Origin of the sequence: Mesorhizobium sp. M3A.F.Ca.ET.080.04.2.1, from assembly GCF_003952525.1 — a bacterium.
In the GTDB taxonomy this organism is placed as follows: Bacteria; Pseudomonadota; Alphaproteobacteria; order Rhizobiales; family Rhizobiaceae; genus Mesorhizobium.
This window is the reverse complement of the sequence record NZ_CP034451.1, coordinates 4,810,983-4,823,500: the sequence shown is the minus strand read 5'-3', so window position 1 is coordinate 4,823,500 and position 12,518 is coordinate 4,810,983. Positions and strand designations below refer to the sequence as shown.

At 63.9% G+C, this 12,518-nt stretch carries 9 protein-coding genes; 2 read left to right on the top strand and 7 right to left on the bottom strand.

The window, feature by feature from the left end:
- Window positions 1-9: 9 nt before the first annotated feature.
- The 4 genes from EJ074_RS22990 to EJ074_RS22975 all read right to left on the bottom strand — a co-directional run bounded on the left by EJ074_RS22990 (window position 10) and on the right by EJ074_RS22975 (window position 4,748).
- The gene (locus EJ074_RS22990) at window positions 10-672 is read right to left on the bottom strand and encodes an aminotransferase class IV family protein (RefSeq protein ID WP_095806292.1); all 663 of its coding nucleotides are present in this window, start codon (window positions 670-672) and stop codon (window positions 10-12) included.
- A complete protein-coding gene (locus tag EJ074_RS22985; protein ID WP_095806293.1) occupies window positions 621-1,766 on the bottom strand; it encodes an aminodeoxychorismate synthase component I in 1,146 nt (381 codons plus the stop codon). The genes EJ074_RS22990 and EJ074_RS22985 overlap by 52 nt, the downstream gene beginning before the upstream one ends.
- Window positions 1,767-1,931: 165 nt before the next feature.
- Window positions 1,932-2,609: a proton-conducting membrane transporter gene (locus EJ074_RS22980; protein ID WP_095806294.1), complete on the bottom strand. Its 678-nt coding sequence runs from the start codon at window positions 2,607-2,609 to the stop codon at window positions 1,932-1,934.
- Between the two features lie 300 nt (window positions 2,610-2,909).
- Entirely contained in the window at window positions 2,910-4,748 is a 1,839-nt protein-coding gene (locus tag EJ074_RS22975; protein ID WP_165349999.1) for a M3 family oligoendopeptidase, read from the bottom strand.
- 155 nt (window positions 4,749-4,903) lie between these two features.
- On the opposite strand from EJ074_RS22975, the gene EJ074_RS22970 reads away from it, so the two are divergent.
- A complete protein-coding gene (locus EJ074_RS22970) occupies window positions 4,904-6,448 on the top strand; it encodes a sigma-54 dependent transcriptional regulator (protein WP_095806296.1) in 1,545 nt (514 codons plus the stop codon).
- A 378-nt stretch (window positions 6,449-6,826) separates the two neighbouring features.
- Window positions 6,827-8,662: a DUF882 domain-containing protein gene (locus EJ074_RS22965; protein ID WP_095806482.1), complete on the top strand. Its 1,836-nt coding sequence runs from the start codon at window positions 6,827-6,829 to the stop codon at window positions 8,660-8,662.
- A gap of 386 nt (window positions 8,663-9,048) precedes the next feature.
- Here the strand turns inward: EJ074_RS22965 and EJ074_RS22960 are convergent, their stop codons facing one another.
- The 3 genes from EJ074_RS22960 to EJ074_RS22950 all read right to left on the bottom strand — a co-directional run bounded on the left by EJ074_RS22960 (window position 9,049) and on the right by EJ074_RS22950 (window position 12,357).
- Window positions 9,049-10,020, bottom strand: a complete 972-nt coding sequence (locus EJ074_RS22960; protein WP_095806297.1) for a GDP-L-fucose synthase — start codon at window positions 10,018-10,020, stop codon at window positions 9,049-9,051.
- Window positions 10,021-10,029: 9 nt separating this feature from the next.
- Entirely contained in the window at window positions 10,030-11,100 is a 1,071-nt protein-coding gene (gene gmd, locus EJ074_RS22955; protein ID WP_095806298.1) for a GDP-mannose 4,6-dehydratase, read from the bottom strand.
- 102 nt (window positions 11,101-11,202) lie between these two features.
- On the bottom strand, window positions 11,203-12,357 hold the full coding sequence (locus tag EJ074_RS22950; protein ID WP_095806299.1) for a dihydrodipicolinate synthase family protein: 1,155 nt from the start codon (window positions 12,355-12,357) through the stop codon (window positions 11,203-11,205).
- Between the last annotated feature and the right edge of the window lie 161 nt (window positions 12,358-12,518).

Sequence of the window (12,518 nt, the reverse complement as noted above, 5' to 3'; positions counted from 1 at the left end):
GATCCGGCGTCAGCCCAATTGCGCCGGAATCAGCCCGCGCAGCGAATTGCCGACGAAGATCGCCTTCGCCGAGTTCAGATCGTCGAAGGTGTAGATGGCTTCCGCGGCGCGGCCTTCGTCCAGAAGCTCGCCGCGCAGTATTCCAGGCAAGAGGCCGCAGTCGAGCCGGGGCGTCGCCAGCACGCCGTCGCCAAAGTCGGCAAAGAGGTTGGTGATCGTGCCCTCGCAGAGTTCGCCGCGTTCGTTGGCGAGCAGAACTTCGTCGGCCTGGTTGGTGAGATATTCCGCGCGTGCGTGCGTGAAGACCTGCCGCCGGCTGGTCTTGTGGCGCAGCAGCATGTCGCCGGAATCGAGCCGGGTTCGTGCCAGCCGCAAGCGCCAGACCTTGTCGGCAGGAACCGGCTCGTAAGGCTGCGCTGCTGCTGTCGCCTCGCCGCTGCGCTGCAGGGCAAGGCGGACGCGCAGAGCGACCTGCTGGCCGCCGACAGCATCCATCAGCGCCTTGCCGATCGGCTGCGGCTCGCAGTCGAAGCCCAACTCGCCGGCGGACGCATAGAGCCTTGCCAGGTGGCGGTCGAAACGCAGGAAACCCGAAGCCGGCTCCCAGCGCATCGTCTCGATCAGCTCGAAGTCGGCACTGTTCCCGTCGCGAAGCGCGCTTTGAGCAGACACTCCCGATACTCCTCCTCAGCGGTGGAATCGAAGACGACGCCGCCGCCGACATTGTAGACGGCCTCGCCATCGGCAAAGAGCGAGATGGTGCGGATCGCGACGGAAAAGCGCATCGTGCCGCCGGGGGCGATCCAGCCGATAGCGCCGCAATAGACGTCGCGCGGCACGCCCTCCAGATCGCGCAGGATCTCCATGGCGCGGATCTTCGGCGCGCCGGTGATCGACCCGCACGGAAACAGTGCGGCGAAGATCCGGCGGATGCCGACATCGGGCAGCAGCCTCGCGCGCACCCGGCTCACCATCTGGTGCACGGTCGGATAGGTCTCGATGCGAAACAACTCCGGCACCTCAAGCGTGCCGACCTCGCTGATCAGCGAGATGTCGTTGCGCAGCAGGTCGACGATCATCCGGTTCTCGGCCTGGTTCTTCTCGTCGTTGCGAAGGAACGCCTTCAGCCGCGCATCCTCGGTCCTGGTCGAGCCGCGCGGCGCCGTGCCCTTCATCGGGTGCGTCTCGATCATGCCTTCGGCGTCGATCTCGAAGAACAGTTCGGGCGAGCGCGACAGCACGACCGGGTCGCCGAGCGAAACCAGCGCGCCGTATTTCACAGGCTGGCGCGCGGTCAGCGCGTTGAAGGCGGCCAGCGGATCGCCGGACCATTGCGCGTGCACCGGAAAAGTCAGGTTGCCCTGGTAGCAATCGCCCTTGCGAAGGTGGTCGTGAAGCCGCGCGAAGCGGATGGCATAGTCGTCTGCCGACCAGGCCGCCCTGGCGTCGAAGATCGGACCGTTGGTGGCGGCCCCGTTGCTGCCCGGCACGGTCTGCTCGACGGGAGCGTCGAAGACGCCGAGGCAGATCAGCGGCGCACGGCGGTTTTCCGGCAGCAGCGGCACCAGCTTCGGCTCGAGCAGGTAGCCGGCCTCATAGGAGAAATAGCCCGCCAGCCATCTGCCCTGGTCCGATGCCGCCTGCGCGGCTTCCAGCGCGGGCGCGAACTCGTCCGCGCTGCGCGCGACGATGATCTCATGCGGACGATCGAAGACCAGCTGGCGAGCGGTCTCGTCGTTGCGGAAGATTGCGGAAGGCAGGGACATGAGCCTCGAATGCGATCAATTGCCGTCGATCGCTCTATATGGGGGCTCGGCGAGGTGCAATCGACAGAACGGCGTCGGGCGGCGCAAAGCCGGCTCTGGTCCAAATACCTGCCCCAAAACGGCGCCCGCGCCGAACGCCGCTTTCGTTGAGGTAGGCGAGCGGCATCAGCTGTTGCTGGCGGTTCCCGCCGAGGGGAAGAGACGGGCGAATTCCGCCTCATCGCCGGCAGCCAGCAGTTTCGCCTGCTCGACCCACTTCTCGCGCGCAATACGCCCGTCGAAACTGAGCACTTCCTCGATACGCTTGACGTCGTCCTCGCTCCAGGCGGCGATCTGGGCATAGGTCGTGACGCCCTGTTCCCTGAGCAGCCTTTCGTTGACCGGCCCGATGCCGATCAGGCGGCGCAGTTCGTCGGCCTTGCCACCCGCCGCATTGAGAGCGGCGCTCTTCTTCGGAGCCACGGCAGCCTTTTTCGGCGGCGCAGCCGCCGTTGGCGCGGCCGGCTTCCTGGCAGGCTTCGATCTTGGCGTTGAGGGCTGGGCGGCAGCAGGTGTCGAAATCAGCGCCGAAGGCGCCGGCGCCGAGGCCTTGTCTGCACCGACCCCGGCAGGCTTGGTAGGCGCTTCGCGAAGCTGGCGCTCGATGTCGTCGCGGGCGCGGACACATGCGTCGAGTTCTCCGGCCAGCCGATCGGCGTCGGCACGCATCCTGTCGCGGTCACCGCGCGTGCGATCAAGGTCGGCGCGAAGGCTGTCGAGGTCGCTGCGCAATCGGCCCCATATGAACCAGCCCAGCAAAACACCCGCAACGAAGGCCAAGAGCATGTAGAAGAAGGTGCTCATTCTCTCCTCGTCCGATGCCGGCCAGGGCCCAGAGGGGCGACCTTGCCGCAGTCATCGTCATTGGCTTCGCAGTCGAGAAAACCCGGCCTCATTCAGCTGCCGGCCACTGGCCTTCGCCGATGCCCCGTCCTCGCGTTCGCCGAGCGCAACGAGAGCCCGCTCTGGCTGCCTGATCCGTCCGGCTGAGCTTGGCTGGAGGCTATCATAAGGCGCAGACACGTGGAAGAACAGATATTTAGGTAAGAAATAGACCTGGCCCGAACACGCGCTTTCTGGCTTGTGCTCCCCTAGCACACGCCGTCACCTTTCGAGCGCCTCCAACTCATCGATGAGGGCCCCGATCACGCCGAGGCCGATCTGCCAGAAGCCCGGATCGGTGGCATCGAGGCCGAAAGGCGCCAGCAGCTCGGAATGATGCTTGGTGCCGCCGGCGCGCAGCATCTCGAAATACTTCTCCTGGAAGCCGCGCTCCGCATTCTGGTAGACCGCGTAAAGCGAATTCACCAGGCAATCGCCGAAGGCGTAGGCATAGACGTAAAAAGGCGAATGGATGAAGTGGGGTATGTAGGTCCAGAAGACCTCATAGCCATCGCGCAGCTTGATCGCGGGTCCAAGGCTCTCCGCCTGCACTTCCAGCCAGAACTGGCCGAGCCTGTCCGAGGTCAGCTCGCCGTTGCGGCGCTCGGCATGCACCTTGCGCTCGAATTCATAGAAGGCGATCTGGCGCACCACCGTGTTGATCATGTCCTCGACCTTCTGGGCGAGCATGGCCTTTCGTTCGCGTTTGTCGGCCGTCTGGTCTAGCAGCGAGCGGAAGGTCAGCATCTCGCCGAAGACGGAAGCGGTCTCCGCCAGGGTCAGCGGGGTCGCCGCCATCAGCGCGCCCTGGCCGGCGGCCAGCACCTGGTGCACGCCATGGCCGAGTTCATGCGCAAGCGTCATCACATCGCGCGGCTTGCCCATGTAGTTGAGCAGCACGTAAGGGTGCGCGGACGGCACGGTTGGATGGGCGAACGCGCCGGGCGACTTGCCGGGCCTTACCGGCGCATCGATCCATTTGCGGTCGAAGAAGCCGCGCGCGATTTCCGCCATCTCGGGCGAGAAGCGCTGATAGGCCGACAGAACCGTATCCCGGGCGTCGTCCCAGCGGATCACCGCCTGCGGGGTCTCCGGCAGCGGCGCATTGCGGTCCCAGTGGTTCATCACCTCCATGCCGAGCCAGCGTGCCTTCATCGCATAGTAACGGTGCGACAGGCGCGGATAGGCTTCCCGCACGGCAGCGGCCAGCGCGTCGACCACGTCGCGCTCGACGCGATTGGCGAGATGGCGTGAATCGGCGATGTCCTCGAAGCCGCGCCAGCGGTCCGAAATCTCCTTGTCCTTGGCCAGAGTGTTGGTGATGAGGGTGAAAGTGCGCAGATTCTTGCGAAAGGTTGCGGCGAGCGCCTCGGAGGCGCGGCGGCGCACTTCGCCGTCTGCGTCCTGGAGCCGGTTGAGGGCCGGTTCCAGCGCCAGTTCTTCGCCGTCGAGGTCGAAGCGCAGATCGGTCATCGTCTCATCGAAGAGGCGGTTCCAGGCCCCGCGACCGGTCACCGACTTCTCATGAAACAACTGCTCGACCCGGTCTTCCAGCTGATAGGGCTTGTCCTTTCTGAGGTCGAGCACCCAGGGTCGGTAATGCGCGAAGGTCGGATCGGCGGCAAGCGCGCCCTCGACCATCGCATCCTCGATCAGGTTGAGTTCCAGCGCGAAGAACAGGAGATGCGCGCTGGCGTCCGTCATCTTTTCCTGGACATCGCCGTAAAGCTTGGCGCGCTGCGGATCGGCGGTGTTGCCGGCATAGATCAGCCCCGCATAGGACACGATGCGGCCGATGAGTTCCTCCAGCGCTTCGTAGGCCTTCAGCGCTTCGCCGAGCCTGCCGCTGCTGTCGCGCCCGGCCTCTGCGGCGAGCGTCCCTTTCCAGCGGGTCTCGAAGGCGATGGCATCGCTTGCAGCCCTGGCGATGTCACGCTTCAACTCCGGTGCATCCATGCCGGCATAGAGATCGGCGAGATTCCATTCCGGCAGGTCGCCGAGTTCCGCCGCACCCTGACCGGACGCCGTCGCTGCAAGCCCCCGACCAAACATCATCCGCATCAGCAATACCTTTTTGAATCACGACCAGAATCAAAGGGAAAGGAGAAGCCGGTCAAATCCTAAGGAATTCGTTCACCGGGTTTTTTGAAACCTTATTTAGAACCCTGTGCCAAGATGATCCATGGGGTTTCTCGGGCAGGCAACTCAAGACAGTCATGACAGGTTCCATACTCATAGTCGATGACGATCCCGTGCAGCGCAGGCTGCTCGAGGCCGCGGTGACGAGGTTCGGCCACACCGCGATCGTCGCCGACGGCGGCGAGGCAGGCCTCGATGTGCTCGACGGGTCGAATGCGCGCGAGGTGTCGGTCGTCATCCTCGACCTGGTCATGCCCGGCCTAGACGGCATCGCCGTGCTGAAGGCGATGCGCGAGCGCGGCATCAACGTCCCGGTCATCGTGCAGACGGCGCAGGGCGGCATCGAGACCGTGGTTTCGGCGATGCGCCAGGGCGCCTTCGATTTCGTCGTCAAGCCTGCCTCGCCCGACAGGCTGCAGACCTCGATCTCCAACGCGTTGAAGGTCGAGGCAATCGAGGACGAGGTGAAGCGCGCGTCGCGGCGGCGCGGCGGCCATCTGACTTTCAAGGACCTGATCACCCGCAGCCCCGCGATGGACCGGGTCATCCGCCTCGGCCAGAAGGCAGCAGCTTCGAACATTCCGATCCTGATCGAAGGCGAATCGGGCGTCGGCAAGGAACTGGTGGCACGCGCCATCCAGGGCAGCGGCGATCGTCGCTCGAAACCCTTCGTCACCGTGAATTGCGGTGCCATCCCCGACAACCTCGTCGAGTCGATCCTGTTCGGGCACGAAAAAGGCTCCTTCACCGGCGCGACCGACAAGCACACCGGCAAGTTCGTCGAAGCGCATTCGGGAACATTGTTCCTGGATGAGATCGGCGATCTGCCGCTCGACGTGCAGGTGAAGCTGCTGCGCGCCGTGCAGGAGGGAGAAGTGGACCCGGTGGGCGGCCGTTCGACCGTGAAGGTCGACATTCGTCTCATCTCGGCGACGCATCGCAACCTTTTGCAGCAGGTCAAAGATGGCAGATTCCGCGAGGACCTGTTCTACCGCCTGAACGTCTATCCGATCTTCGTGCCGCCGCTGCGCGACCGCCGCGACGACATCCCTTACCTCGTGCGGCACTTCATGGAAAAGGTCGCGCCCGCCGATCCGCGCCGCCGCCTCACCGGCATATCTGCCCAGGCGCTGGCGATGCTGCAGGCCTATGACTGGCCGGGCAACATCCGCCAGCTGGAAAACGCCGTCTTCAGAGCCTCCGTGCTCGCCGATGGCGACCTCTTGACCGAGGAGGAATTCCCGCAGATCCGGGCCCAGGTGGAAGGCACGATCATACTCGAGGCGGAGCCGGCATCGGCCGTCGCCGAAATGGCCGTGGACGAACCGTCGGCGGTCAATGGCGTCGCTTCCGCCGAGGACAGCGGCGAGGGCGCAGGATATGGAGCGCCGGCGAGGCTGCAGCCTCGCTTCGGCACGCTCAGGGCGCTCGACGAACGCGGCAACGTGCGGGCGTTGGCCGAGGTCGAGCTCGAGATGATCAAGCTGGCGATCGACCGTTATAACGGGCAGATGAGCGAGGTCGCCCGGCGCCTGGGCATAGGCCGGTCGACACTCTACCGAAAGTTGAAAGAATATGGCATTGATCCCGAAGCGGGTCGTGTCGATCGGCTCGCCTCCTGAATCGGAAGACCCCGGCGGGCCCCTCGGTTTCAAGTTTGAATCAATTTTTTGGCTCCCGACTCGGGCAGCCTGGATTTCCTGCGATTCGCACGCTGCGATCACGCAATAAGGCTGGCGGTAACAGATCGTGTTTCGGCTTGAGCCGAATTCATGATCTAAACCAGTGATTTACCACGAAACGCAGTGCATCATTTTTGACGGGATATCGCCATGGTGTTACCGCATTTCGGCTTCAATAAGCGATGATTAACCATTAGGGTCGATATTCGGATGTGCTAGTTCTGCATCCGTTTGGTCAAATCCGGGGACAAACGGCAGCCTGCAAGGCCATTTGATTTGAACAAAGTCGAGCGATACAAGAACGGGCGGCATTTCCACATGAGCGTCTGGCCGAGATGGCTGGCTGCCGTGATTCTGGCCGTCGGGGTTCTCTCAGCTGCCTCGTCCGGGGCGAGGGCCGAAGTTCGTTCGCTGAAGCTCTATCACCTGCACACGCACGAAAAGGCGGAGATCGTCTTCAAGCGCAATGGCCGCTACGATCCGGAAGGCCTGCGCAAGATCAACATCCTCCTGCGCGACTGGCGCCGCAACGAACCGACCAAGATGGATCCGCGGCTGCTCGACCTCGTGTGGGAAGCCTATCGGCAGGCCGGGGCGACGGACTACATCCAGGTCGTCTGCGGCTATCGTTCGCCGGCCACGAATTCGATGCTGCGCAGCCGCAGCAGGGGCGTTGCCGAGAAAAGCCAGCACATGCTCGGCAAGGCGATGGACTTCTACATTCCCGGCGTGCCGCTGAAGAAGCTGCGCAATATCGGGCTCAAGATGCAGGGCGGCGGCGTCGGTTACTATCCGACGTCGGGTTCGCCTTTCGTGCATATGGATGTCGGCAATGTGCGCCACTGGCCGGGGATCAGCCGTCAGGAGCTGGTCAGCCTGTTCCCGAACGGCAAGACATTGCATGTGCCGAGCGACGGCAGGCCGCTGCCGGGCTACGAACAGGCGATGGCTGCCTACAAGGCACGCAAGGGTGCCGGGACGCCCAACATCGAACTCGCCAGTGCCGGAGGCTCGACCAAGCGATCTGGCGGACTGCTTGCAGCCTGGTTTGGTGGCGGCGCAGACGAGGCCGATGATGACGCCGATACCGGCGGCGGCGCTCCGGCGCCTCAGCAGAAGGTCGTGAAGCAGGTGGCGATGGCCAAGAGCAGCAATCTGCCGGGCATCGCAATCGTCGCTCCGAAGGACGCCAAGCGCGCCAACATTCCGCAGATCGCCGACGACGGCAGCGACGATTCGCAGCCGCAGCAGGATACGCCTGAGACCATCATCGCCGCGCTGCCGCCGAAGGAGATTCCGTTGCCGGCCTTCGCGCCGCGTCCGAAGGCCGATGTCGGCCAGGCGCCTGAGAATGTGCCATTCGGTATGGCGGATGCCACGGCTACGACCGAGCAGGCTGTAGCGACCGCTCATGCGCCGGCCAATGTGCCGTTCGGCATGGCCGACTCCGGTGCGCCCCAGACCGGCGCCGATCCGGCCCAGGTCGCGGTCAACAACGTTCCGCTGCCCACCCGGCGGCCGGATTTGCCGGCGGAGCTGGCGCCCAAGGACAAGGCTGTGCTTCTGGCTCTGGCCGATACGGCTTCGCAGGACAAGAGCGCGACCGATGCGTTCTCGGTGCTGCCGACCGAGCGGCCCGATGCGAGCAAGCCGGATGAGATCAAGGCAGTTCTCGAACAGGCCAACGCAACGACCGAGGCCGGCGCGAGCGGCGCCGAATATCAGCTTGCGTCGCTGACGGAACCGCAGCCCCGTTCCGCTTTCAACGATCCCTCGGGTCTCGACGCGGCATCGCCGCGGGACGCCATCGCTGCCCGCCCCGCCGGGACCGATCCTGCGCAGGCGATCGGCGCCGGCGTGAAGACAACGCGCAAGGAAGCCAGGCCTTCCACCCGGGACCTGAAACCCGGGCCGAAGGCGATGGTGGTCGCAGCGCCGCCGCAGGCGGCGCGCTGGGCCCTGGGCAGCGGCGAGAATATCGCCGCCGTTTCCGACCCGACGACGGGTCCGCGCTATGCCTACAACATCGTCCATACGGCGCCGAGCGAGGTCTACACGGCGGGCTTCCAGACGGACGGCGAGGTGCAGGATGCCAGCCGGTTCAGCGGCAATGCGGTGAAGTTCCTTTCGGTCGCACGGTTTCAGACGAAATAGCGGACTTGCCATCCAGAGAAGCCGCGCCCGGCAAGAGCGCGGCTTTTTTTCGTCATGGACTAGGTGGCGCAAGGCACCGTTGCGGCGCTTCCAATCCAATGGGCGGAAACCAGCCGACGACAGCGATCGGCAACGGCAATCCGTCCGAATCCGAGCCAGCCAAATTGTCCCACGAAGCCGGAAGCGCCGAGGCCGTCAGACACGCCGTGACCCTGCCGGCAGCGCCTCACTGCATGTCGCGCAAAGGTTTGCAGCGGTCTTGCGAAAACGACATGCATAAAGACAAGGACCTAATGCATATCGCCCAGAAGTGTGTAGCGGTTCTGGGGCTACGACATGCATCGACTTAAAGCACGTCGCCTGAATCCGTTTCAGCGCGTCACGATTTAGCGAGCCTGCCCCAGCCGGATCTCGCCCGTCTCGAGACGCTCCAGAAACCAGCCGTAGGTCTGTTGCAGTCCGTCGCGCAGCGAATAGTTCGGTCGCCATCCGGCTGCGAACAGGCGCGACACGTCCATAAGTTTGCGCGGCGTGCCGTCCGGCTTGGTCGGGTCGAACACGATCTCGGTGCCGGCTCCCACGACCGACACGATGGTGTGGGCGAGTTCCGCGATGGTGACGTCCTCGCCCGAGCCGACATTGACATGGCTGTCGTCGGAGTAGTTTTTCAGCAGCCAGACCAGTGCATCGGCTGCATCGTCCACATGCAGGAACTCGCGCCTGGGCCTGCCTGAACCCCAGACCTCGATCGTCTTGCTGCCGCTCCGCTTCGCCTCATGCGCCTTGCGCATCAGGGCCGGCACGACGTGACTGCTGTTGAGGTCGAAATTGTCGCCCGGGCCATAGAGGTTGGTCGGCATTGCCGAGACGAAATCGGCGCCATACTGCCGCCGGTAGGCCTGGCACAGTTTCAGCCCGGCGATCTTTGCGACCGCGTACCATTCGTTGGTGGGCTCGAGCGGACCAGTCAGCAGCGCATCCTCCGGGATCGGCTGCGGCGCCAGTTTCGGGTAGATGCAGGATGAGCCTAGAAACAGGAGCTTTCGGACCTCGCTGCGGAACGCAGCCTCAATGACATTGGTTTCCACGACAAGGTTTTCATAGAGAAAATCCACCGGAAGCCGGTCGTTGGCCAGGATCCCGCCGACCTTGGCCGCTGCCATCACCACGGCATCGGGCCGATGCTCGTTCATCCAGCGCCGAACCCCGGCCTGGTCGAGAAGATCGAGCTCATCGCGCGGGACCGTCAGGGCTTCGCAGTCCTCGCACGCCAACCGGCGCACCACCGCCGAGCCGACCATCCCGCGATGCCCGGCAACGAAAATCCGCTTGCCCCTCAGGTCGAAGATTTCTCCCATCGACACGTCCTACGCTGAATGGCCGCCATGCCATGCGCCGCTTGCGGCAGAGGCCATGTCGGCTTTCACCATTTCCGCCACCAATTCCCTGAAGCCGGTCGTGTGCGACCAACCCAGGCTGCGTTTGGCCTTGGAGGCGTCACCGAGCAGCGTGTCCACCTCGGTCGGGCGGAAATAGCGCGGGTCGATGCGCACCAGCACCGATCCTGAGGCCGCGTCGATACCAATCTCGTCGACGCCTGCGCCCTGCCAGCGAATGGTCCTGCCGGTCTCGGCGAAAGCCAGCTCGACGAACTCGCGCACCGAATGCCCCTCGCCCGTCGCCAGCACGAAATCGTCCGGCTCGTCGTGCTGGAGTATACGCCACATGCCCTCGACATAGTCGCGCGCATGCCCCCAATCGCGCATGGCATCGATGTTGCCGAGGTAAAGCGTGTTCTGCAGTCCGTGATGGATCGCGGCTACGGCGCGCGTGATCTTGCGAGTGACAAAGGTTTCGCCTCGCATCGGGCTCTCGTGATTGAACAGGATGCCGTTTGCGGCAAACATGCCGTAGGCCTGACGATAATTCACCGTGATCCAATAGGCATAGAGCTTCGCCGCGGCGTAGGGCGAACGCGGTCGGAACGGTGTCGCTTCGTTCTGCGGAACTTCCGCCACCTTGCCGTAAAGCTCCGACGTCGAGGCCTGGTAGAAGCGCACCGACTTCTCCAGGCCGAGGATGCGGATCGCCTCAAGCAGCCGGAGCGTTCCCAGCGCGTCGGAGTTGGCCGTGTATTCCGGCGTTTCGAAGCTGACCTGGACATGGCTTTGGGCGCCGAGATTGTAGATCTCGCTCGGCTTCGTCTCCTGCACCAGCCGGATCAGATTGGTCGCGTCGGTCAGATCGCCATAGTGCAGGAAGAAACGCGCCCCGCTCTCATGCGGATCGACATAGATGTCGTCGACGCGCTCGGTGTTGAAAGAAGACGACCGGCGTTTGACGCCATGGACGACATAGCCCTTCTGCAGCAGCAGCTCTGCAAGGTAGGCTCCGTCCTGCCCCGTTACACCCGTAATGAGGGCCACTTTGCCTGCCATTGCCGTATTTCATCCGCATGCATTTCGGCAAGCGAATACAGATTTGGCCTGAGAACGCAAATCAAACCGGCGAGATACTCTTCAGCCACTCCTATAGTCGGCTCAGACACCGGCAACGGCGCAGAGAGCTTTCATTCTGGCGACGGCAAGGTCCGGGTCGGCCAGCAACCCTGCCTGATCGGCGAGCCGGAAGACGTCGGCATAGTGGCCTATGCCGCGTGCCGACTGCATGCCGCCCACCATCGCAAAATGATCCTGGTGCCCGTTCAGCCAGGCCATGAAGACGATGCCGGCCTTATAATACTCGGTCGGCGCCTCGAAGATCTTACGCGACAGCGGCACGGTCGGCCCCATCAATGCGTCGTAGCCGGCTCGATCATTCTCGGCCAGCTTCGCCAACGCCGCGCTGGCTACCGGCGCGATGGCGTCGAAAATCCCGAGCAGCGCATGCGAATGTCTCTTGCCGTCGCCGGCGATCAGTTCGGGATAGTTGAAGTCGTCGCCGGTGAACATGATGACGCCCTCCGGCAGCCGGTCCCGCAGCGCGAGCTCCTTGTCTGCATCGAGCAGCGATATCTTGATGCCCTCGATCTTGTGCGCGTGGCGATCGATAATCGCAACGACGGTGTCGAGCGCCGGTTCGAAATCCTGGCTGCCCCAATAGCCTTTCAATGCCGGATCGAACATGTCGCCCAGCCAGTGCAGGATGACCTTGCCGGAAGCCTGCGAGAGAAGACGGTCGTAGACATGGGCGTAATCGCCCGGGCCCCTGGCGGCTGCAGCCAGCGCGCGGCTCGCCATCATGATCGCTTTGCCGCCTTCGCCCTCGATGAAGGCGAACTGCTCCTCATAGGCGTGGATCACGTCGGCCAGCGTCTTTGCCGCCGCTGGCGCCAGATGGTCGGTCCCCGCCCCGGAAGCGAGGTCGGCGCCCTTTGCCGTGCGCGCTTCGGCAATGGAGCGCCGGATTAGTTCCTTCGCGCTTGTCCAGTCGAAACCCATGCCGCGCTGCGAGGTGTCCATCGCCTCCGCGATGCGGAAGCCCAGCCGCCACAGATGATGGCGGAACGCCATTGTCTTGTCCCAGTCGATGACCGGCCGCGACCATGGATCCGTCATGGCGAATGGATCTGCAACGACATGGGCGGCGGCATAGGCGATGCGCGAGAATTGCGCGCCGATCCGGGGTTCGGCCGGTTGGCCGACCAGCCGATAGCTGGCACGGCTGCCATTTTCCGAAGGCAGGGTGATGACCATGAAGCTCTCCCTTTTCGGCGGCTATAACTGGAACGTTCCAACAAATCAAGGCGCTTCGTGACTCGGCGTTCCGTGATCCGAACTGCCGCGCCCTACACCTGCGGAGCTTCCGAATTTCCACGTTTTCCGATGCTGGTCAGCGGTTCTGGTCGGTTTCGTAC

Coding starts and splice junctions, on each gene's coding strand:
- EJ074_RS22985 (WP_095806293.1), bottom strand. CDS start 1,766: ATGTCCCTGCCTTCCGCAATCTTCCGCAACGACGAGACCGCTCGCCAG.
- EJ074_RS22980 (WP_095806294.1), bottom strand. CDS start 2,609: ATGAGCACCTTCTTCTACATGCTCTTGGCCTTCGTTGCGGGTGTTTTG.
- EJ074_RS22975 (WP_165349999.1), bottom strand. CDS start 4,748: ATGCGGATGATGTTTGGTCGGGGGCTTGCAGCGACGGCGTCCGGTCAG.
- EJ074_RS22970 (WP_095806296.1), top strand. CDS start 4,904: ATGACAGGTTCCATACTCATAGTCGATGACGATCCCGTGCAGCGCAGG.
- EJ074_RS22965 (WP_095806482.1), top strand. CDS start 6,827: ATGAGCGTCTGGCCGAGATGGCTGGCTGCCGTGATTCTGGCCGTCGGG.
- EJ074_RS22960 (WP_095806297.1), bottom strand. CDS start 10,020: ATGGGAGAAATCTTCGACCTGAGGGGCAAGCGGATTTTCGTTGCCGGG.
- gmd (WP_095806298.1), bottom strand. CDS start 11,100: ATGGCAGGCAAAGTGGCCCTCATTACGGGTGTAACGGGGCAGGACGGA.
- EJ074_RS22950 (WP_095806299.1), bottom strand. CDS start 12,357: ATGGTCATCACCCTGCCTTCGGAAAATGGCAGCCGTGCCAGCTATCGG.